The following is a 20,976-nucleotide window of genomic DNA, read 5'->3' as shown; positions in this document are numbered from 1 at the left end:
TGAAGAGCCTTGTTCGCGAGTGCTCTCGGGCATGATGGGCGCATGCATATCTCCGCGAAGGCGGACTACGCCACGCGGGCCCTCCTGGAGCTCGCCCGCGAACCAGCCCGCCCCCTTACCTGCGAGGCCATCGCCTCCTCGCAGGAGATTCCGTTCCGTTTCCTGAAGTCCGTGGTCGGCGAGCTGCGGAAGGCCGGCCTGGTGCGCAGCCAGCGCGGTTGCGAGGGCGGGTACTGGCTCGGACGGCCCGCCGAGGAGGTCACTCTGCTGGACGTTGTGCGCGCCGTCGACGGTGAGTTGATCACGTTGCGCGGAGCGCCGCTGGCCGGGCTCGCGTATCCCGGACCTGCGGTGGGTCTGCCCGGGGTGTGGCGTCGGATCGAGTCCGATGCGGCGGCGGTCCTGGAGGGGATGACTCTCTTCTCGCTGCTGTCCGCGGAAGCGGTCGAGCCGTTGGCCCGGACGGGAGCCGCGTGACAGGCGAGTTGCATCCGCCGTGGGCGGAAGTGGTCGAGTACACCGACCCGTTGTGTCCGTGGGCCTGGGGGGCGGAGCCCGTATTCCGCCGGCTGCGTGCGGCCCTGGACGGCCGGGTGCGCTGGCGCCGGGTGTTCTGCATTCTCTTCGACGACGACGATGACGTTCCGCCAGATCCGGCGGCGGAGACCGCGTGGTATGCGCGCTACGTCGAGGAGATCAGCACGCACACCAAGGCCCCTCGGGCGGTACGTCTGAGCAGGGTCGCGGCGAGTTCCTGGCCGTCCTCGCTCGTCGCCGGTGCGGCAGAGGTGCAGGGGAGTGAGGTGGCCGACCGGGCATTGCGGCGGCTGCGGGAGACCGTCTTCGTCCGCGGGGAGCCGGCGGACACCTTCGAGCTGGCGTTGGCCGCAGTCCGGGGGATACCTGGCCTGGATGTCGGAAAGCTGGCTGCTGACGCGGCGTCCGATGCCCTACGGGAGCGAGTGCGCGCCGACCGCGCCGAGGCGCGCCGCCCGGTCCGCGAGGTGCTCACCGTGCGGGACGGGTCGCCACATCCGGGCGCCGCCAAGGAGACCATGGACGGTGGGTACCGGTACGCGCTGCCGACCCTGCTGATCCGCACCCCTGAGGGGTACCGCGTGGTGCCCGGCTGGCGGTCCTTCGAGGAGTACGCCTCAGTCGTGGAGGAGCTGTGCCCGGGGCTGATGTCTTCCTCGGACGGGCCGTCGCCGGAGGTTGCGCTGCGGCGTCATCGGAGTCTGACCGATCCCGAACGGGTGCTGCTGGCGAACGGTCCGTGGCCCCCGCCGCAGGCGGTCCGGATGGACACCGGGAACGGCCCCCTGTGGCTCCACCCGGAGGAGGCGGCGGTGCATCCGGCCGTCGCCGACGGCTGCCCGCTCGCCCCGTAACGCGCCGCTGGGAGGCTCTTGTTGGTCCCTCGGTGAATCCTTGACGGGCCCTTGAACAGGGAAGATGCCGTCCCGCCAGATGAGACACCAAAAGGTGTCCATTGACAGTCCGTAGCGGCTGCCAGCAGGATGTGCACCATGCTTACGACGCACCCCGGTGTGGTGTGCCGCTACGTGGACCTGCGGCGCACGTCCAGCGCTCTCTGTCGCTGACCACCCGCAACGCACGGCGTACAGGCCCTGGCGGCCTCCGTCGATCCGTCCGCTCGCCGTTCGGCTGAGCCCGCGTCCATCGACCCGCTGTTCTCAGCACATTTCGCAGTTCCCCTCTCCGTGATCCGGTCGGCCCCGTGGCCTGCTCGGCGTCCGCCGCCCTGCACACAACGTGGTCCACACGTACGGAAGTCCCTTCGGCCTGCCCGCCCGGGCCTGAGCCGGCTTTCTGACGAGGAGTGCGAGCCCGCCCGTCGCTCCCCGATTCCGCCTGCCTGTACGGGCAGGTGCCTCAAAGAAAGATTGAGATGTCCGGACGACTCACGCCCAACCCCGGTCCCAGACCAGACCTCCGATCCACCCGGCGCGCCGGCCGTCTGCGCGCCACTGCCTTCGGAACCTCTCTTGTCGCCGTTCTCGTCCCCGCACTCAGCGCCTGCGGCGGCGAGGCCTCCACCTCCGGTGGCACGACCGCTCTTAAGTGGGCCTCTTCCTACTTCCCGACCCACTGGGACCCGGTGGTCGGGGGGAGCGGCGCCCAGTTCCGTGAACTCTCCCTGGCCTACGCCTCGTTGACGCGTACTGACGAGAAGGGCGATGCGGTTCCTGACCTCGCCAAGAGCTGGGAGTACAACAAGAAGGGCGACGAGATCACCTTCCACCTGCGCTCCGGGCTGAAGTTCAGCGACGGCGTGCCGGTCGATGCCGCCGCGGTCAAGGCCGCTGTCGAACGTGCGCAGAAGCAGAAGAACTCGGCTCTCTTCGGCGACCTCACCTCGATCAAGTCCGTGGAGGCCAAGGGGCTGGACGCGATCGTCCATCTCACCCAGGTCGACTACCAGATACCGCAGTTGCTCGGTCAGCGGGTCCTGCAGATCGCCAGCCCCAAGGCGGCGAAGTCGCCCGAGAAGCTGGACCAGAACCCGGTCGGTGCCGGGCCGTTCGTCGTCACCCAGCTGATACCGGGCACCAAGGTGGTCCTGAAGAAGAATCCTGACTACTGGGACGCGAAGAACATCCACATCGACAGCGTCGAGCTCACCTCGGCTCCAGACGCTTCCACCGTGGTCTCCGGACTGCGAACCGGCGTGTACAACTTCGCGGACATCGAGCCGAGTCAGGCGGCAGCGGCCAAGAAGGCGGGCCTGGACGTCTTTGTCCAGCCCGGCTTCAACGCCTCGAACATCAGCCTCAACATAAACAAGGCCCCGTTCAACAACGACAAGGTCGTCGACGCCGTCCGCTACGCGGTCGACCGCCAGGAGTTCGTCGACAAACTGACTTTCGGATACGGCGAGGTGACGAACCAGCCCTTCCCGAAGGGATATGTGGCCTACGACCCGAAGTCCGGGAACACCTACCCGTACGACCCGGCGAAGTCGAAGAAGCTCCTTGCCGAGGCGGGCTACAAGGCCGGCGACATCAAGCTCAACCTGGTCATTCCCGCTGAAGACCCCCAGGCCGAGATCGTCCAGTCGCAGTTGGCCAAGGTCGGTATCGCGGTCACCATCAAGATCGACAAGAACTGGGCCACCCCCTTCTTCGCCAAGGACCTGACGTTCTCGCTGTACAGCACCACGGGCCGTGACTCGGCGGCGCAGACCCTCACCGCCCACTTCGGTCCCCACGGGCCGCTGAACCTCAGCTCGCCGTACGAGCCGGATGCCTTCGAGGCCGCCGTCGCCAAGCTCCGCCGGACACCGCTGGACGCGCCGGACTATCCGGATGTCCTGCGCGCGGCGACGAGGGCCGGCCTGGAGAGCAAGGCGCTGGTCTTCACGTACTCCGCGCCGAACCTCATGGCCAGGAGCAAGTCCATCTCCGACCTGCCGAAGAACCCGGCCCACATCGACTGGACCGGCGTGACCCTCTCCGGCGGCAACTGACATCCGCCCGCCGCAGAGCATCCGTCCACCACAGAAAGGGGGTATCCCATGACGACGACCGAGGCACAGGCCGTGCCCGACCGCTGCCGCGGGATCGCAGGGATCAGGACGCGACAGACGCTGGGCCGCACACCGGTCGTCCTCGCCCGGACGATCGCGATCTTCGTGCCTGTCTTCCTGGTCGCGACATTCGTGACGTTCGCACTGCGGTCGCTGAGCGGGCTCAGTCCCGCGCGGATCCAGCTGGGCGAGGAGGCGACCCCCGAGGCGATCGCCAGAGTCGAGGCGCAGTGGGGGCTGAACAGGCCCTTCCTGGTCCAGTACTGGGACTGGATCAGCGGCGTCGTGCACGGACAACTCGGCACCAGCTGGACCAACGGCGCCGACATCTCGACCCTCATCGGACTCGGCCTGGGCGTGAGCCTTTCGGTCGCGGTCTTCGCCCTGATCATCGGCACGGTGTTCGGTTTCGTACTCGGCACGGTGGCCGGGCTGCGGCGTACCACCTGGATCGACCGCGCCGTCACGGGCTTCGTCACGGTGATCTCGGTGATGCCCGCATTCGTCGTCGGCATCGTCCTGGTCGCGGTCTTCGCGGTCGGACTGCACCTGTTCCCCTCCGCCGGCTACGTCCCCGCGCAACAGGGCCTGGGCCCCTGGCTCGCGCACATCACCCTCCCCGCGATCGCGCTGAGCTTCGATGTCATCGCCGACGTCGCACGCCAGTTGCGCTCCAGCCTCGTCGCCGCCTACCGCGAGAACTACGTGACGGGCGCAGCGGTAAGGGGGCTGAGTTCCCGTCGGATCTTCTTCCGGCACGTGCTGCGCAACGGCCTCGGCCCGACGCTCGCCACACTCGGGCTCAAGTTCCCCGCGCTGGTCGGTGCCTCTGTCGTGACGGAGTGGATCTTCGGACTTCAGGGGTTCGGCAGGTTCGCCAATGACGCCGCACAGGCCGGTGACGTGCCTGCCGTGCAGGGCGTCCTCGTGGTGTCGATCGTCCTGGTCGTCGCCTTCAACCTGATCATCAACCTGGTGCTGGCACGCGTGACGCCCGCATCCCGGCGGGGGGTGTGAGCCATGGTGCGCCGCGTTCTCACTCTCACATCCGGCCGGATCGCCGTCGTCATCCTCACCGTGATCGCACTGCTGGCGATCCTGGGTCCGTTGCTCGCCCCCCAGGATCCGCTGACCACCGGCACCGACGCACTCGCCCATGCCTCGGGCGCGCACTGGCTGGGGACGGACTACCTCGGGCGTGACGTGCTGAGCCGCCTTCTCTACGGCTCCCGGGTCAGCGTGCTCGGCTCGCTCGAAGTCGCGCTCACGGCACTGGTCGTCGGAGCGCTCCCCGGTATCCTCTCGGTCTACCTCGGCCGCGCCTTCGAGTGGGTCACCCTCCGGCTGACCGACACGTTGGTGGCCCTGCCGTTCCTGCTGTTCGCCGTCGCCGTCATCGCGCTCCTCGGCAACGGCATCACGCAGGCCATGCTCGTCACGGGCGTACTGGTGTCCCCGCTGTTCTACCGGGTGGCCCGCGCCGCCGCGCTGTCCGTGGCCCGCTCACCGTACGTGGAAGCCGCCCTCATCTCGGGGGCCTCCATCGGCTGGGTGGTGCGGCGCCACGTCTGGGCCAAGGTGCTCCCGCCGCTCGCGGTCGCCTTCGCCCAGACGATCGGCGTGGGTTTTGTCATCGTTTCGAGCCTGACGTTCCTCGGGATCGGCGTGCAGCCACCCGCTCCCACGTGGGGCGGCCTCCTCGCATCCGACCTCGGCTACCTCGACCAGCAGCCGTGGGCGCCGTTCGCCCCCGCATTGCTGATCATGATCACCGTCTGGGCCAGCAACCTGCTCGCCGACGCTGTCCGCGACGTCTCCGGCGAGGCGGGCCGTGCATTGGCCAACAACCGCAAGGCCCGTGCCAACCGCCTCGACGAGGCCGACCCTGCTCCCGTTGGAGGTGTGTCATGACGACGCTCGCCCAGAGCATCGCTCCACCGGATGCCTCGCTCGGCCGCACGGCCGACCGGACATCCCCCGTACTGTCCGTCCGCGACGTACGCATCAGTGACATCGCCAACGGCCGCGAGATCGTCCACGGCGTGAGTTTCGAACTCACGCCTGGTAAAACGGTCGGCATCGTCGGTGAGTCGGGCAGTGGCAAGACCCTCACCTGCCGCGCCACGCTGGGCATCCTGCCCCCGCACTTCGAGGTCACCGGCGGCACGGTCGAGCTCGACGGCGCAGACATCACCACGCTGTCGCCACAGCAGTGGACGGCCCTGCGGGGCATCACGATCAGTGCCGTCTTCCAGGACCCGGCGTCCTACCTCAATCCCTCGATCCGCGTGGGTGCGCAGATCGCCGAGGTCGTCCGCGTCAAGAAGGGACTGAAACGCCGCGAGGCACGGCAGCGGGCCGTCGAACTGCTGCGCGCGGTCCACCTGCGGGACCCGGAACTGGTGTACAGCCAATACACCCATGAGCTGTCCGGAGGCATGCTCCAGCGGGTACTGATCGCCGCGGCGATCGCCGCCGACCCACAGATCCTCATCGCCGACGAGGCCACGACCGCACTCGATGTCACCGTCCAGGCCGAGATCCTCGACCTGCTCGCCGACCTCCGTGAGCGCACCGGGCTCGCCCTCGTCGTCGTCTCGCACGACCTGGCCGTCGTCGCCCAGCTGTGCGACGAGGTCCTCGTCATGCGGCAGGGCGACGTAGTGGAGCACGGCCCGACAAGCTCCGTACTCCACGACCCCCAGCACGAGTACACCCGGCTGCTCATCGCCGAGCACGAGCTGTACGGCCTGGAGCAGTTCCTCGCACCGAAGGAGGATGCGTGACCACCGAGCTGTCGCAGGAGAAGCCTGCCGGCACCGCGGCGCCCGCTCGACCGGTCCTGGAGGTCGGCGGACTCGACGTCGGGTACGGCCTGCGTCGCCGGAACCGTCTTGCTCTGCACGGGGTTTCGCTGAGTGTCGCGTCCGGCGAGACGCTCGGCCTCATCGGTGAGACCGGCTCGGGCAAGTCCACCCTGGCCCGTGCCGTGCTCGGCCTGGTACGCGCCTCGTCGGGCTCGATCGTCATCGGCGGGGAGGACGTCAGCGCGTACGGCCACAGGCAGTGGCGGAACCTGCGCCGCCGTGGTGTCGTCCAGTACGTCTTCCAGGACCCGCTGCGCAGCCTCGACCCGGACCTCACCGTCGAGGACTCCCTGACCGAGCCGCTGCTCGTCCAGGGCGTCCCCCGCAAGGAGGCGAGCGAGCGGGCCCGGTCCTTCCTCTCCCGGGTACGCCTGGACGAGGATCTGCTCGACCGGCTCCCCGGGGAGCTGTCCGGTGGTCAGCGCCAGCGGGTCGCGGTGGCCCGTGCCCTGGTGACCGAACCCGAACTGGTCATCCTCGACGAGCCGGTCAGCGCCCTGGACTCCGCCAACCGTGTCCAGATCCTGGAAATCCTCAAGGAACTGCGCGCCGACGGCACGGCCCTCGTCTTCATCTCCCACGACCTCGGCTCGGTCGCCGGGATCGCCGACCGCATCGCCGTGCTGTACCGCGGCGAGCTGGCCGAGGCAGGCACCGCTCGCGAGGTCATCACCCACCCGCGACACCCCTACACGCGGCTGCTCGTCAGCTCCGCACCCACCTTGAAGGGTGCTTCGGCCAAACGTGCCGAGCGCGAAACGCTGCGCGCCGCACTGCACGCCTGAGCCCACCACCGACAGGAAGAGAACCGACATGCCCCGCACGATTCACCTTGCCCTGCACCCGTACGGCGTCGGCGGCCCCGGCCAGCACGGCCTGTGGAAGGACTCACGCGTCGCGAAGAACTCCAGCATCGACATCAACTACTACATCCAGCAGGCCCAGGCCGCCGAACACGCCCTCTTCGACGCGCTGATCATCGTGGACAGCCAATTCATCAACGCCACCTACCCGTCGCACTATCTCAACCGGCTGGAGCCGCTCACCCTGTTGTCCGCGGTCGCCACCCACACCAGGCACATAGGTCTGGTCGGCACCGCCAGCTCGACGTACAACTCGCCCTTCAACCTCGCCCGCCGGTTCGCCTCGCTCGATCACATCAGCGGCGGCCGTGCCGGCTGGAACGTCGTCACCAGTTTCGACACCGGCACCTCCCGGAACTACGGGCTCGACGAGCACCTCGACTACGCCACCCGCTACGGCCGCGCCCTGGAGTCCGTCCAGGTCGCCCGTGGCCTGTGGGACTCCTACGAGGACGACGCCTTCCCGGCGGACGTCGAACGCAACATCTTCCTCGACCCCGCCAAACTGCACGCCCTCGACCACGAGGGCGAGCACTTCAAGGTCGCCGGACCTCTCAACATCTCCCGCTCGCCACAGGGCCAGCCGGTGATCTTCCAGGCGGGGGTCTCCGCGGAGGGCCGTGACCTCGCGGCGCAGGTCGCCGAAGGCATCTACGCGCCGGGCGGCTCACTGGAACAGGCACAGGAGTACTACGCCGACATCAAGACGCGCACGGCGTCGTACGGGCGTAACCCGGATCACATCAAGATCTTCATCCACGGCGGTCCGATCGTCGCCCCGACCGACGAGAAGGCCAGGCGTCGCGAGCGGGAGATCTTCGAGGAGGACAACGACCTCGACCGCAACCTCGGTCTGCTGGGCCGTTCGTTCGGCGCCTACGACTTCAGTGCGCACGATCTGGACGCGCCGTTCCCGGACGTCGCCCACCTCGCCGAAAAGGGCGGCCGGACAGCAGCGGCAAAGATCATCGAACGGGCCCGGACCGAAGACTTGACGCTTCGTCAGGTAGCGGAGTCGGCGAACCAGTTCCGCCGGTCGCCGTTCGTGGGCGACCCGGTGACCGTCGCGGACACGATCGAGAAGTGGTTCGAGGCGGGCACGTTCGACGGCATCAACCTCGCCTTCCGCACCGACGACGAGCTGGAGCTCTTCGTCGACGGTGTGGTCCCGCTCCTGCAGAAGCGCGGACTGTTCCGTACCGAGTACGAGGCCGACACCCTGCGGGGCAATCTCGGCCTGCCGGTCCCCGTCAACCGCCACACCAGCGAGCGCCGGCTCGCGAACGGCTGAGGGCCCGGACATGACCGGACTGACGGCAACGGGTGGACGCGATGTCCGTACCGACCGGTTTTCCGTCGCGGTCCCGCCCACAGCGGCGGACGCACCGATCGCCGGCTCGGGTCCGGTCGGCCTCGCGGCGACGATCGAGCCGGCCGCCCGTATCCGCGAGACCCACGGCACCGACAACGTCCTGATACGTCCCGACCAGCACGTCGACCGGCGCGGTGCGCGGCGCCCTGAGCCGGGCGCCGCCACAGTCCTCGACCGAGTCCAGGGGCGCATCCCCGGCAGGGCGCCGGCGGACCGGCCCCGCATCGCCGGCGTGACGGCCCGACCTCGAAAGGCGACCGCCCCATGACCACCGGGACACCACGCTTCCGGCTCGGCTTCCTCACCCACGTCCAGGGCCGCGACGACGACCCGGCCCGGACCTACCACAACGCCCAGGAACTCTTCGTCGCCGCCGACGAACTCGGCTTCGACATCGGATGGGTCGCCCAGCACCACGTCCCGTTGGGCGGGGGCGGGCTGTCCTCACCGTGGACCTTCCTCGCCCACGCCGCGGCACGGACCACCCGGATCCGTCTCGGCACCGCAGTCACGGTCCTGCCCCTGGAGGACCCCGTTCGCCTGGCAGAGGACGTCGCCACCGTCGACACGCTCAGCGGCGGCCGTGTCGAGATCGGCGTGGGCAGCGGCTCCAGCGAGCTGGAGTACGCCGCGTTCGGCCTGGACGCCACCCGTAGACGCGAACTGACCAGCGCCCATCTCGACGTCCTGCGCGAGGCGCTGGCCGGTGAGGAGGTGCGTACGCCCGGCTTCCGCATACAGCCGGCGACCGGCGACTTCACCGGCCGGATCTGGCAGGGAGCGTTCAGCGGGCGGGGAGCGGCCTACGCCGCCGGAGGCGGCTCGAACCTGCTGCTCAACCGGGCCGCGTACGGATTCGACGCCCCGACCGACGAGGTCCAACGCCCATGGGCGGACGCGTACCTCGCCGCCTGGGAGCAGCCGCGACGCCCGCGTATCGGGCTGTCCCGGTTCGTGTTCCCGGCGAAGGACAGGCGCACGGCGCTCCGCCAGATCGGCGGCGACGTCCACCGGGCGGCACTGCGCATGGCGCAGAGCGGCGCATTCCCCGAAGGCGTGGACGCCGACGAGGCGCTACGACGTTTCCACAGTTTCTACGGCTCCCCCGAGGAGATCGTCGAGGCGCTTCGGCAGGAGAAGGTCCTGCCCGTCGCGACGGACCTGATCACCCAGTTCAACCCCGCCATCCCCGACCACGACGCCGCGATCCGCGCTCTCGAGCTCATCGCGACCGAGGTGGCGCCCGCCCTGGGCTGGAAGCCCACGCTCAAGCCCGGGTCCGCATTCGTGCCCGAGTCCGATTCCGCAGGAGTCTGAGATGACCGACTACACCGACCACCACGGCCCCGAGGGCCTGCGCACCCGGGGCACGATCATCGTGGTGCCCGGACGGGGGGAGACCCGGGCGACATATACCCGGCTCGGCAGACGGCTCGCCGCCGACGCCTATCGTGTCCGTGTCACCGACGCCCCGGACATCGACGCCGACGACGTCACCGCTTCCCTGATCCGCTTCGGCGCAGAACTCGCCGACGCCGTCGACGGCGCCGCGGCCGACGACGGTGTGGTCCGCCCCGTCGTCCTGGTCGGAGCGGACATTGGAGCCGTCGCGATCGCCGCGCTCCTCGGCCGAGCGCAGATCCCGGCGGCCCGGCAGCCGGATGCCGTCGTCCTCGCGGGGCTCCCCGGCCGAACCGCCACCGTGTCCGGCCCATGGGACCACGAACTCGACGTCCGCACCTCCTGTCCCGCCCACCGAGTGACGCTCGCCGACGACCCCCAGGTGCGGAGAGGGTCGCTCGACAACGCGGTTCCGGACGGGATCCTCGCGGCGGCGTACGAGAGTGACATCCGGGTACCAGCACTACTCCTGACCGGCGGCGCCGATCCGCTGGCGGACCGCGACGCGCTTGCCCGGGTGGCGAAGTCGTTGGCCTGTGCCCGGCTGTCGGTGGTCCGCGACGCTCATCACGATGTCCTGAACGACCTGCAGCACCGCTCGGTGGCCGCTGAGATCGTCACGTTCCTGGAGGCGCTGCGGACGGATCTGGTACCGGCGGTCTCGGTGGCAGCGAGCGCCTGGTGACCCCCGCGCGCTGCACGGCTCCCGCGCCCTTGCGTCGGTTGCCACGGTCCGTCGCGTCAGGTCGCCCACCGGCGCTGTGAGGCCCGAAGGAGGCACCGCCCAACTCCCCCTGTCCATCAGGCACTTATGAATCCGCTTGAAACCCGATCCCGGAAGGTCCACGCATGGCCACCATCCTGTCCGTCTCCGGAAGCCCCTCCGCCACCTCCCGTACAGCGCGACTCCTGTGCCACCTGGACGACCGGCTCCGGCAGCAGGGTCACGAGGTGACCTCGTTGGCGGTCCGCACCCTGCCCGCCGATGCGCTGCTCGGCGCCGACGTCCGGAACCCGGCCATCGCCCGTGCCGCGGCCCTGTTCGAGGAGGCGGAGGGCGTGGTGATCGGTACACCCGTCTACAAGGCCGCCTACTCGGGTCTGCTGAAGTCGCTGCTCGACCTGCTCCCGCAGTACGCCCTGGCCGGCAAGACGGTGCTGCCGCTGGCCACCGGCGGGAGCACGGCGCACGTCCTGGCCATCGACTACGCACTGCGCCCGGTGCTCAGCTCCATGGGTGCCGCGCACATCGTGCAAGGCTGGTTCACGCTCGACAAGGACATCACCGTCGGCGATGACGGCGCACCGACCTTCGCACCGGCGTCCGCCCACGCCCTGGCCCAGGTCACGGACGCCTTCTCCGCTGCACTGGGCGGCCGGCCGACGCTGATATCGGCCACCGCTTGAGCCCGCCGCCTGCGGGTCACGGCATCCCGGCCGCACTCCTTGGCCGTGTGGCACCTGAGGCCGGCAACTTCCTGTGCCGGAACAGTTTCGGCACAGGAGCTGTTGGCGCCGCCTTCGCATGTGATCACGATCTACGGCTGGAGTACTGGTACTCCAGCCGTAGATCGGCATTTGGGAGCGCGCGTGGCGGTGGTCGACCGCCCCTGCTGTCGCGCAGCGCCTTGAGGGCGGCGCGGACCGACCGTTGGGCCGCGTCCAGCAGGGAAGCGATCTACGGCTGGAGCAGCCCCACGTCGATGAGGGGGCACCTTCATCTCGGAAGGCCGGAGGCTCAGAAGGGCGGTTCGGTGCGGCCGCTGCGGACTCAGGGGCCTGCCTCCTGCAACGACTCCGCATCGCGCCCTCAGCCATTCGGACCACGAGTGGCGACGAACCGGTAAGACCTGTCGGCGCTGGTGGACAACGCATCTGTCTGCGCCTCCGAGGTGCACGCCGCTCCGGCCCGCTCCACTGAGCAGGACGCACCCGAGGAAACCACCTCCCAGGAAAGCCGTGCTCAGGTCGGCGTCACGCAGGTCCGCCACTCCCGGAAAGGCCTGGCGCATCTCACCTCGTCATCCGAATGATGGACGTGACCCGATGCTTCCCTGCTCGGCCCCGTAGGCTGCCGCGTGCAACTGGTTCGCCCCGTCCGCCAGACGGGATGCTTCGTAAGAGGGAACCCGGTGGGAATCCGGGACTGCCCCGCAGCGGTGAGTGGGAACGACCGCCGTCATACGCACTGGATCCGGTCGGATCTGGGAAGCGACGGTCAGTAGGAATCTGCCTCGGCAGATGTGCCCGCGAGTCCGAAGACCTGCCCGTTGCCCGTACGCGACCGATCGCGTACGGACATCCCGGTGACCTCGTGGGCGGGTCGGCGTACGTACCAGACGGAGAGACCGCACCGAACACGTGCGCGGGATCCGTCCGGTTCGTCATCCCTTCGCGTCCGTGTCCCGTCTCCGGGATCTCAAGGAGTCATCTCGCGAAGGAGATTTCCGTGACAACAAGACCGTGGCCGCGGCAGCACGCGCCACCGTGTACGGATACCCCCGCCAAGGCCCGAACCGGGAACTGAAGAAGGCCATCGAGGGTTACTGGAAGGGCCGTGTCACGGCCGACGCCCTGCGGGAAACGGCGGCCGACCTACGCCGGTCGAACTGGAAGCAACTGGCGGATGCCGGTGTCCACGAGGTACCCACCGGCGACTTCTCGTACTACGACCACGTTCTGGACACCAGCGTCATGGTCGGCGCAATCCCGCAGAGGCACCGCAAGGCCGTCGAATCCGACACGCTCGACGGGTACTTCGCGATGGCCCGCGGCACCCAGGACGTAGCTCCCCTTGAGATGACCAAGTGGTTCGACACCAATTACCACTACCTTGTCCCCGAGCTCGGTCCGGACACTGTCTTCGCCGCCGACTCCGCCAAGCAGGCCACCGAGCTGAAGGAAGCGCTGGCGCTCGGACACACGGCCCGGCCGGTGCTCGTCGGCCCTGTCACGTATCTCCTGCTGGCCAAGCCCGCCCCCGGGGTGGCGGCCGGCTTCGAACCACTCACCCTGCTCGACCGGTTGCTGCCGGTGTACGCAGAGGTACTCGCCGATCTGAGTGCCGCCGGCGCGGAGTGGGTGCAGCTCGACGAGCCCGCGTTGGTCCAGGACCGCTCCCCGGCCGAGCTGAACGCCGTCGCCCGCGCCTACCGTGAACTCGGCAGCCTGGCCGACCGCCCCAAGCTGCTCGTCGCCTCCTACTTCGACCGGCTCGGCGAGGCGCTCCCCGTCCTGGCGAAGGCCCCGGTCGAGGGCCTGGCAAGGGACTTCACCGGTGCCGGCGCCGCGAACCTCGAAGACCTCGCCGCCGTCGGCGGTCTGCCCGGCAAGCGGCTCGTCGCGGGGGTCGTCAGCGGCCGCAACATCTGGATCAACGACTACGAGCAGTCGCTGGCCACTCTTGCCACTCTCCTGGGGCTCGCCGACCGGGTCGATGTGGCCGCCTCCTGCTCCCTGCTGCACATCCCCCTGGACACGGCGCCGGAGCGGGACATCGACCCTCAGATCCTTCGCTGGCTCGCCTTCGCCAAGCAGAAGACCACCGAGGTCGTCACGCTGGCGAAGGGCCTGTCTCAGGGCACCGGCGCGGTCATCGCCGAGATCGCCGCCAACCGCGCCGACCTCGCCTCCCGCACGAATTCCCCGATCACCCACGTACCCGCGGTTCGGGCCAGGACCGCCACTGTCACCGACACCGACAGCCGCCGCTCCCAGCCGTACACCGAGCGGGCCGCCGCCCAGCGTGCCCACCTCAAACTGCCGTTGCTGCCGACCACCACCATCGGCTCCTTCCCGCAGACCAGTGCACTGCGCACGGCCCGCGCCGACCTGCGCGCGGGCCGGATCGACACGGCCGGATACGAAGAGCGGATCAAGGCCGAAATCGGCGAGGTCATCTCCTTCCAGGAGAAGACCGGCATCGACGTCCTGGTGCACGGTGAGCCCGAACGCAACGACATGGTCCAGTACTTCGCCGAGCAGCTCACGGGCTACCTCGCCACCCAGCACGGCTGGGTCCAGTCCTACGGCACCCGCTATGTCCGCCCGCCTGTCCTGGCCGGCGACATCTCGCGCACCGAACCGATGACGGTCCGCTGGACCTCATACGCCCAGTCGCTCACCGACCGTCCGGTCAAGGGCATGCTGACCGGACCCGTCACCATGCTCGCCTGGTCCTTCGTCCGCGACGACCAGCCACTCGGCGACACCGCCCGGCAGGTCGCCCTCGCCCTGCGCGACGAGGCCAACGACCTGGAATCAGCGGGCACTTCGGTCATCCAGGTCGACGAACCGGCCCTGCGCGAAACCCTGCCCCTGCGCACGGCGGACCACGCCGCGTACCTGGCCTGGGCCACCGAGTCCTTCCGTCTCACCACCAGCGGCGTGCGGCCGGACACCCAGGTCCACACCCACATGTGCTATGCCGAGTTCGGCGACATCGTCCAGGCCATCGACAACCTCGACGCCGATGTCATCAGCCTGGAAGCGGCCCGCTCCCACATGCAGGTCGCCCGCGAACTCGCCGCGCACGGGTACCCGCGCGAAGCGGGCCCCGGCGTGTACGACATTCACTCCCCACGCGTGCCCGATGCCGACGAGGCCGCCGCCCTGCTCCGCAAGGGACTGAAGGCCATTCCCGCCGAACGACTGTGGGTCAACCCCGACTGCGGCCTGAAGACCCGCGGCTGGCCCGAGACCAAGGCGTCTCTGCAGAACCTGGTCACCGCAGCCCGCACGGTCCGCAGCGAGCTGCCCACGCTCTGACCGAGAAGTGACCGAAGGGCCGGGGCGCATACCAGCGCCTCGGCCCCGGCTGACGAACAGTGCACGGCAGCAGACACGACGAAGGGGCCCACCGGTGGAACACGGTCCGCCGGACATCGTGGTGGACGGCATGCGCACGGGTGTCGACGCACGGGTGATGATTGCGAGGGCCCCTCGCCGTACACAGACAGCTCGGCAGTCAAGGCGATCGTTGTGCCGCGTCAGGGTGCACCGGTGCTCACCGGTCGGGGTCGGGCCAAGTCGCCATAAGGGTTCGCCGATCTGGAAAGCGGGGACCGGATACCAACTCTGAGCTCGAGCGACGGCTTGCCACGGGGCGGTGGCGCCAGCTCGGCCAGATTGGTCAGCGCCCTGGCGACGTTCCGGGGAGGCAGGTAGATGTCGTAGCCGTAGGTCAGCCCCATTCTCCCCCTCTGCTGGTCCGAACCACACCGTCTCATGACCCGCCCCGGGGGTGCCTGCCGGTTTCCGCGAAGCGCGCCGAACCCGCGCCTCCTCCTCGACCAGCCTCTCCGGGACCACGGCCTTCTCCGTGTTCAGCACCGACGTCAAGGATGTTGGCCGCCCGGTCCAGCAGGGCAAGGGCATCGCGGGTCGGAACCGCGGTGCGGACGAGCCGTGAGACGCCGACCGGCCAGGACCAGAGGTCCATCCGGACGGTTACTGTCTGGGCAAGGGGCGGGGGAGGGACGTGTGGGGGAGAGGGCCGCATACGAGGTCTGGGTCGGCGACTTGTTGGTCGGCGCACTCTGGAACTGGCCGCCGGGAAAGCGCCGTCTACGGTTCGCTCCTACGGGATGGATCTGTTGCGGTGGTGGCGGTTCCTGCAGGCTGTGGACGTCTCCTGGGACCGAGCGACCCGTCTGGAGGCCCGGCCGACACCGAGCGGTTCCTGCTGGTCAGCCCAGAACTCGCCGACGTCCTCAGCGCCATCATCAGCCGGCTGCGTGGCCTCAGTGGTTCGGTTCCGCTGGTGGCCGCCTATGACGTCCGTGAGAAGGTCTGGAACCCGCCGATGCGCTGCTGTTCCAGCGCGGCATCGGCTCGGAGCGCCGCGCTTTCACGCCGACCGCGATCCGCGAACTGCTGATCAATGCGCTGGCCGCCACCGGGCCGGCCGACGCTGACGGTGAAGCGCTGTCCTTTTCTCCTCACGACTTCCGAAGAGTCTTCGTCACCGACGCCATCATGAACGGACTTCCCCCGCACATTGTCCAGGTGATCTGCGGTCACAGAACATTGACACCACGATCGGGTACACGGCGGTCTACCCTGCCGAGACAATCGAGGCCCACCGGGCGTTCATGGGTCGTCGGCGGGCCTTCCGTCCCAGCGAGGAGTACCGGATCCCGACGGAGGAGGAGTGGGACGCCTTCCTGGCCCACCTCGAGAAGCGGAAGGTGTCCATCGGCACTTGTGCACGCGCCTTCGGATCTCCCTGCATCAAAGGCCCTTCAGAACACGATCAAGTGCCGCCCGGCCTGCAGGTCCCCAGTTCGACTTGCCGCCGGGAAGGCCCCGATCTCCGTTCTGCCCCATGAGCATCAGGAAGAGGCTCTTCATGGCGGCCAGCCCGCGGGCGCGCCGGATCGCCGCCTCGTCTGCATGCGCGTACACGTCGAAGAACCGTGCGGCCATGCCCGCGGGCAGCAGCACCCATGCGGCGGCGAGGTCCCAGGCCGGATCGCCGGCGAACATGCCACCGAAGTCGACGATGCCCGAGAGCGTTCCGTCCGAGACGACGACGTTCGCGGGATGGAGGTCGCCGTGTACCCACATCGGCGGGCCCTCCCACGCGTGGGCCGCAACGGCGTCGTCCCAGACGGCCCGGACGTCGGCAGCGATGTCGTTGGGGGCAACGGCCTGGAAGAAGTTCTCGAAGCCGTCCGTGCAGTTCCTGGGATGGTCACCGCGGTCCGTAGTGATCGGCGCCTCGGCGGGCGCCTCCACATGGAGCGCCTGGAGGAAGCATGCCAGCGTGTCGGCCGCGTGGGCGCCGCGGCTGATCGAGCCGTGGTCCAGCGGCTCGCCGGGAACCCACGTCATCACGGTCCAGTGTTTGGGGAAGCGCTCGGACGGTTCGCCGAACCGCACCGGGGTCGGCACCGGGAGAGGCAGGCGCGGGGCCAGCACGGGTAGCCACCGCCGCTCCTTGAGCTGGAGCTCCGGGGTGGGGTCCATGCGCTGCATGCGCACGGCCAGCTCGTCCCCGAGGCGCCACATCTGGTTGCCCCAGCCGCCCGCCACCTCGCGGATGGCCAGCTCCGCAAGGTCTGGATGTTGCTCCTGCAGCAGGTCGCGGACCAGGTCTGCGGTGATCTCGATCTCGGTGTCGGTCATGCGAAGCCACAGTACTGAGGCGGCAGGCGGAGCGGCTCTCGCTCTCCGGAACATCTCGCTGTGATTCCCCTGGCATCACCAATTCGGTTTCAGAGAGCTGCAGATCAGAGGCTTTGGGACGGCACGGCCCCAAAGTTCGGAGAAGCAGGCGTGTTCGTGTTGGCAGGGGTGCCGTAGAGGCGTCCGCAGGAGCCGAGCTCGACGTCGCGGCGGTCAGAGTGCTCTTCGAACTCGCTTCACATCCTGAGACGGCGGCGTAGCCGCGGGTGGTCTGGATGCGAGGTGGCCCAGCAGGCCGGCGCCGATGTGCACGGGCAGGTCGCTGCTGACCGGTTTGGTGGCGAAGAAGTTGCTTATGTCCGCACTCGCTGTGCGCGTAGGTGTTCGTGTGGCGAATGACGTGGTGGTTCGGCGAGGGCCCCCTTCGCGACCCTGGTGGACACGCGTGTGGCGATCTCCGCAAAGTGATCCGAATTGAGTCGCCCGGCGAGTGCCGTCACCCTAGGGTTCCCACTATGGACTGGCGGACCTGGCATGACCAATACGATCACCCCAGCTCGTGGATGGCACGGCGATTGGAGGCGGTTCAGACGCAGATCCGTGCCGCCCTGGCGGGTTTCCCGTCCGGCCCTCTGCGGGTGATCAGCCTGTGTGCCGGCCAGGGGCGTGATCTGCTGGAGGTGCTGGCCGACCATCCCCGCCGCGATGATGTACGCGCGCGTCTGGTCGAGTTGGACCAGCGGAACACCGCGTTCGCTGAGGAGATGGCCCGATCGGCCGGCCTGGACCACGTGGAAGTGGTGACGGCGGATGCCTCGCTCACGGATCAGTACCGCGGCATGGTGCCGGCTGACCTCGTGCTGGTCTGCGGAGTGTTCGGCAACATCGCCGACGAGGACATCGAGCGCACGATCGACTCGTGCGCCCAACTGTGCCGGACCGGCGGCACCGTCATCTGGACCCGTCATCGTGCCGCTCCCGACCGGGTGCCGCTGATCTGTGAGTGGTTCAAGGTACGGGGGTTCGAGCTGCAGTGGCTGTCGGATCGGGATGCGGGCCTCGGCGTCGGTGTGCACCGCTTCACCGGCGAACCACAGCCGCTCGTCCCGGGCATGAACATGTTCACCTTTATCGGATACGACGTGCTCAGACAAGCGAAAGCGCAGGCAGGAGGCGCCTGACGGAAGTCGTCGTGCAGGGTCCAGTTCGTGCCCAGCCGCTCGTTCGCCTGATGCATGATCCGGCGGGTCGCCCGGTGTGACAGGGGCCGATCACTCCCGCGCCGGGTCCGTCAGGCTGTCTCGCCCCGCGACGGCGTGCCCGCTTCGTCCACCTGACCGTGTCCGTTGACGCTGCGGATTCGAGGCCGTCCGCAGCGATCCTGCCGGCATTGCGACTTCGGCCTTGGCCGCCTACTCCCAGGCCCCCAGCAGCCACAGCAGCCGGAACCACCGGAGCAGAGCCGTACCCGTAGCTGCATACGGTCGACGGACCGCAGCCGCTGAGTGCCAGGTACCGCAGGTAGGGGGCAGCCGCCTCCATCTCGTCGTCGTACGCGTTCACGAAGGCCGTTCCGGCGAGGCGGGGCCTAGGATTGCGCGGTGAGTGTCAAAGGCATGCCGGCTGCCGAGGTGCCGGTCTCCCCGGAATTGGTCCGCCAGTTGCTGAGCGACCAGCACCACGACCTCGCGGGACTCGCCATCAAGGTTCTGGCCAACGGGTGGGACAACATGGTCTGCCGGCTCGGCGACGACTATCTGGTGCGCCTCCCTCGGCGTAGCCTGGCCGCCGGACTCGTGGTGAATGAACAGCGCTGGCTGCCCGGTCTTGCCGGCCACCTGCCGCTGCCCGTTCCGGCGCCGGTGCGCACCGGTCTACCAGGCCGCGGATATCCGTGGACCTGGAGCGTGGTGCCGTTCCTGCCCGGGGAGACCGCGGCCCGCACACCGCCGGCCGATCCGGGGGAGGCGGCGCTCGCCCTCGGCGGATTCCTCAGGGCCCTGCACGTGCCGGCGCCGGCAGACGCCCCGGTCAATCACCTGCGTGGCATCCCGCTCGCCGGCCGGGCCGCCGGTGTGATGGCCCAACTGCCTCATCTCGACGATCCGGCCGCACGGGCCGCCGCGATGCGGGTATGGGAGAGCGCCACCGCCGCACCCGAGTGGAACGGCCCGCCGGTGTGGCTGCACGGCGACCTGCACCCTGCGAACATCCTGGTCGACCATGGCCGGGTCGCAGCCGTGATTGACTTCGGCGACATCACCGCCGGAGACCCCGCCACTGACCTGGCCGTGGCTTGGATGGCTCTGCCCGCTTCGCAGCGCGAGGGGTTTCGGCGGGCGTACGGCCGCGCCGACTACAGCACTTGGACGCGGGCACGGGGATGGGCCCTGGCCCTGGCCCTGGTCTTCCTGACGCACTCTGCCGACAACCCGCTGATGGCCGGAATCGGTCACCGCACCTTGAATGCGGTACTGGACTAGGGCCGGGGCCGCCGCAAGCGGGTAAGGGCCCTGCCGTCTTTCCATTCCGAACGATACGGCCCCGGCAGGCCCCTTCACCTTCGATGAGAGGAGCCGGCCCTCACCAACCTTCGACGGGGCCAATCTTCACCGCGACAGGTCGCATAGGAAGCGGACGCAAGGGTGGGGCGGCGCTATCGGCCCTGTTCGAGTGAGGACTTGAGGAATGCCTTTGCGGCGTTGGCACAGCGGATCGCGGCGCATTGGCTGGTGCCGAGGACGGCGGCCAGGTGGAGGGGTCGGTCCTGTCCATCATCACGAGGTGCTCGTACTCCGCGATGGCATGGGCCCACGCCTTGTGCGCGGCCGGTCTCCCGGTGCGACGTCGGGCCAAGCTGAAGGAGATCCAGCACCGGCCTCACTAGGTCGACGTGAGTGTCGGGTAGGCAGCGCGCCCACCCCAGCCGTAGAAGTTGCCTGCTGGCAGCCCTTTCCGGACGCCCTCTACGGACAGTCCACCGCCACCCGCACCCGCACCTCGTCCGACGCGTCGAACGCCGTTCCCGCCTGTGGTTCCTGCGCGCACACCTGCCACTTGGCTGTCGGCTCCGGATCAATCACCTTGGTGGGGTCAGCCACGTTGACCACCTTGACATGTTTTGGGTTGTATCCAGCCACCAATGCGGCCAAGAGGGATTTCTCGACCTGCTTTCCGCTGAGGCGGGGGACCTTGGGCGCAGGGACTCGGGCGCCGATCCTGGCCGGACATCTCTCCCCGACCGGGACGGCGTAGAGATCCACGGCCTTCATGCGCGGAACGTCTTTCTTGAAGCACAGGACATACCGGTCGGCTGCGGCGAAGTAAATGTACCGTCCGAGGCTCGTGGCATCCTTGAGGGAGAACCCCTTCCCGGCGTCAGCCGTGTCCTTCATGACGGACTTCAGATTCGTCCCCGCGGATACCCGCACCGCTTTCTGGGTGCCGCCGGCGTTCCGGGCATCACCGGCTTCGCCATGGCTTTCACCGCCCCCGCAGGCGGTGGCCAGCACCGCAAATCCCGCCACCAGGACGGTACCGACCGCACCCCGTACTCTCGTCATGCCCTCATCTAAACACCGGAGAAACAGAACAACAACTCTCGATAAGTATCCGCAATGCACCGAGAGGCGCGCGAAACAGGCACAGGGAAAATCACGGAAAATCACCCGAACGAAACGGAAACTTTGCCTCCGCAACGCATCCTGTGGATGTCCTTCACGGCGCCGTGAACCAGCTGGCGGAGTGTGAACCTCAACCCGGACTTGTTCATCGCCGTCCGGTCGGTGACTTCGT

At 68.7% G+C, this 20,976-nt stretch carries 18 protein-coding genes and 1 riboswitch; of the genes, 15 read left to right on the top strand and 3 right to left on the bottom strand.

Annotation, left to right across the window (positions count from 1 at the left end):
- Window positions 1-42: 42 nt before the first annotated feature.
- The 13 genes from ACFVXE_RS04310 to metE all read left to right on the top strand — a co-directional run bounded on the left by ACFVXE_RS04310 (window position 43) and on the right by metE (window position 14,820).
- Window positions 43-477 carry an RrF2 family transcriptional regulator gene (locus ACFVXE_RS04310; RefSeq protein ID WP_389669047.1) on the top strand — a complete coding sequence of 145 codons (435 nt, stop codon included), beginning with the start codon at window positions 43-45 and terminating at the stop codon, window positions 475-477.
- Window positions 474-1,391, top strand: a complete 918-nt coding sequence (locus tag ACFVXE_RS04305) for a DsbA family protein (RefSeq protein ID WP_389669045.1) — start codon at window positions 474-476, stop codon at window positions 1,389-1,391. The genes ACFVXE_RS04310 and ACFVXE_RS04305 overlap by 4 nt, the downstream gene beginning before the upstream one ends.
- Window positions 1,392-1,912: 521 nt before the next feature.
- The gene (locus ACFVXE_RS04300; protein ID WP_389669043.1) at window positions 1,913-3,490 is read left to right on the top strand and encodes an ABC transporter substrate-binding protein; all 1,578 of its coding nucleotides are present in this window, start codon (window positions 1,913-1,915) and stop codon (window positions 3,488-3,490) included.
- Window positions 3,491-3,538: 48 nt separating this feature from the next.
- Window positions 3,539-4,567 carry an ABC transporter permease gene (locus ACFVXE_RS04295; protein WP_389669041.1) on the top strand — a complete coding sequence of 343 codons (1,029 nt, stop codon included), beginning with the start codon at window positions 3,539-3,541 and terminating at the stop codon, window positions 4,565-4,567.
- A gap of 3 nt (window positions 4,568-4,570) precedes the next feature.
- Window positions 4,571-5,461, top strand: coding sequence for an ABC transporter permease (locus tag ACFVXE_RS04290; protein ID WP_389669039.1), 891 nt, complete (start codon window positions 4,571-4,573; stop codon window positions 5,459-5,461).
- Window positions 5,458-6,336 (top strand): ABC transporter ATP-binding protein, encoded by an 879-nt coding sequence (locus ACFVXE_RS04285; protein WP_389669037.1) that lies wholly within the window; start codon window positions 5,458-5,460, stop codon window positions 6,334-6,336. Before ACFVXE_RS04290 ends, ACFVXE_RS04285 begins: the two co-directional genes overlap by 4 nt.
- On the top strand, window positions 6,333-7,202 hold the full coding sequence (locus ACFVXE_RS04280) for an ABC transporter ATP-binding protein (RefSeq protein ID WP_389669035.1): 870 nt from the start codon (window positions 6,333-6,335) through the stop codon (window positions 7,200-7,202). The genes ACFVXE_RS04285 and ACFVXE_RS04280 overlap by 4 nt, the downstream gene beginning before the upstream one ends.
- Window positions 7,203-7,230: 28 nt before the next feature.
- The gene (locus tag ACFVXE_RS04275; RefSeq protein WP_389669033.1) at window positions 7,231-8,571 is read left to right on the top strand and encodes an NtaA/DmoA family FMN-dependent monooxygenase; all 1,341 of its coding nucleotides are present in this window, start codon (window positions 7,231-7,233) and stop codon (window positions 8,569-8,571) included.
- Between the two features lie 10 nt (window positions 8,572-8,581).
- Window positions 8,582-8,920 (top strand): hypothetical protein, encoded by a 339-nt coding sequence (locus tag ACFVXE_RS04270; protein WP_389669032.1) that lies wholly within the window; start codon window positions 8,582-8,584, stop codon window positions 8,918-8,920.
- On the top strand, window positions 8,917-9,969 hold the full coding sequence (locus ACFVXE_RS04265) for an LLM class flavin-dependent oxidoreductase (protein ID WP_389669030.1): 1,053 nt from the start codon (window positions 8,917-8,919) through the stop codon (window positions 9,967-9,969). The genes ACFVXE_RS04270 and ACFVXE_RS04265 overlap by 4 nt, the downstream gene beginning before the upstream one ends.
- Before the next feature lies 1 nt (window position 9,970).
- Window positions 9,971-10,738, top strand: coding sequence for an alpha/beta hydrolase (locus tag ACFVXE_RS04260; protein ID WP_389669028.1), 768 nt, complete (start codon window positions 9,971-9,973; stop codon window positions 10,736-10,738).
- Between the two features lie 164 nt (window positions 10,739-10,902).
- On the top strand, window positions 10,903-11,460 hold the full coding sequence (gene ssuE / locus ACFVXE_RS04255) for an NADPH-dependent FMN reductase (RefSeq protein ID WP_389669026.1): 558 nt from the start codon (window positions 10,903-10,905) through the stop codon (window positions 11,458-11,460).
- Window positions 11,461-12,121: 661 nt separating this feature from the next.
- Window positions 12,122-12,339, top strand: a riboswitch (cobalamin riboswitch).
- A gap of 114 nt (window positions 12,340-12,453) precedes the next feature.
- On the top strand, window positions 12,454-14,820 hold the full coding sequence (gene metE / locus ACFVXE_RS04250) for a 5-methyltetrahydropteroyltriglutamate--homocysteine S-methyltransferase (protein WP_389669024.1): 2,367 nt from the start codon (window positions 12,454-12,456) through the stop codon (window positions 14,818-14,820).
- Between the two features lie 1,002 nt (window positions 14,821-15,822).
- Here the strand turns inward: metE and ACFVXE_RS04245 are convergent.
- Together ACFVXE_RS04245 and ACFVXE_RS04240 are read right to left on the bottom strand one after the other, a co-directional pair.
- Complete coding sequence (locus ACFVXE_RS04245) at window positions 15,823-16,074, bottom strand: hypothetical protein (protein WP_389669022.1); 252 nt, start codon at window positions 16,072-16,074, stop codon at window positions 15,823-15,825.
- Window positions 16,075-16,284: 210 nt separating this feature from the next.
- Window positions 16,285-17,181 carry an aminoglycoside phosphotransferase family protein gene (locus ACFVXE_RS04240; RefSeq protein ID WP_389669021.1) on the bottom strand — a complete coding sequence of 299 codons (897 nt, stop codon included), beginning with the start codon at window positions 17,179-17,181 and terminating at the stop codon, window positions 16,285-16,287.
- Between the two features lie 515 nt (window positions 17,182-17,696).
- On the opposite strand from ACFVXE_RS04240, the gene ACFVXE_RS04235 reads away from it, so the two are divergent.
- Window positions 17,697-18,362 (top strand): class I SAM-dependent methyltransferase family protein, encoded by a 666-nt coding sequence (locus ACFVXE_RS04235; protein ID WP_389669019.1) that lies wholly within the window; start codon window positions 17,697-17,699, stop codon window positions 18,360-18,362.
- A 420-nt stretch (window positions 18,363-18,782) separates the two neighbouring features.
- Window positions 18,783-19,664: an aminoglycoside phosphotransferase family protein gene (locus ACFVXE_RS04230; RefSeq protein ID WP_389669017.1), complete on the top strand. Its 882-nt coding sequence runs from the start codon at window positions 18,783-18,785 to the stop codon at window positions 19,662-19,664.
- Between the two features lie 483 nt (window positions 19,665-20,147).
- Here ACFVXE_RS04230 and ACFVXE_RS04225 read toward each other — a convergent pair whose 3' ends face one another.
- On the bottom strand, window positions 20,148-20,708 hold the full coding sequence (locus tag ACFVXE_RS04225) for a hypothetical protein (protein WP_389669015.1): 561 nt from the start codon (window positions 20,706-20,708) through the stop codon (window positions 20,148-20,150).
- Window positions 20,709-20,976 lie beyond the last annotated feature (268 nt).

The organism is Streptomyces sp. NPDC058231, from assembly GCF_042882275.1.
GTDB lineage: Bacteria > Actinomycetota > Actinomycetes > Streptomycetales > Streptomycetaceae > Streptomyces.
This window is presented reverse-complemented; position numbering and strand designations above follow the sequence as displayed.

Coding starts and splice junctions, on each gene's coding strand:
- ACFVXE_RS04310 (WP_389669047.1), top strand. CDS start 43: ATGCATATCTCCGCGAAGGCGGACTACGCCACGCGGGCCCTCCTGGAG.
- ACFVXE_RS04300 (WP_389669043.1), top strand. CDS start 1,913: ATGTCCGGACGACTCACGCCCAACCCCGGTCCCAGACCAGACCTCCGA.
- ACFVXE_RS04295 (WP_389669041.1), top strand. CDS start 3,539: ATGACGACGACCGAGGCACAGGCCGTGCCCGACCGCTGCCGCGGGATC.
- ACFVXE_RS04290 (WP_389669039.1), top strand. CDS start 4,571: ATGGTGCGCCGCGTTCTCACTCTCACATCCGGCCGGATCGCCGTCGTC.
- ACFVXE_RS04285 (WP_389669037.1), top strand. CDS start 5,458: ATGACGACGCTCGCCCAGAGCATCGCTCCACCGGATGCCTCGCTCGGC.
- ACFVXE_RS04275 (WP_389669033.1), top strand. CDS start 7,231: ATGCCCCGCACGATTCACCTTGCCCTGCACCCGTACGGCGTCGGCGGC.
- ACFVXE_RS04270 (WP_389669032.1), top strand. CDS start 8,582: ATGACCGGACTGACGGCAACGGGTGGACGCGATGTCCGTACCGACCGG.
- ACFVXE_RS04265 (WP_389669030.1), top strand. CDS start 8,917: ATGACCACCGGGACACCACGCTTCCGGCTCGGCTTCCTCACCCACGTC.
- ACFVXE_RS04260 (WP_389669028.1), top strand. CDS start 9,971: ATGACCGACTACACCGACCACCACGGCCCCGAGGGCCTGCGCACCCGG.
- ssuE (WP_389669026.1), top strand. CDS start 10,903: ATGGCCACCATCCTGTCCGTCTCCGGAAGCCCCTCCGCCACCTCCCGT.
- ACFVXE_RS04240 (WP_389669021.1), bottom strand. CDS start 17,181: ATGACCGACACCGAGATCGAGATCACCGCAGACCTGGTCCGCGACCTG.
- ACFVXE_RS04235 (WP_389669019.1), top strand. CDS start 17,697: ATGGACTGGCGGACCTGGCATGACCAATACGATCACCCCAGCTCGTGG.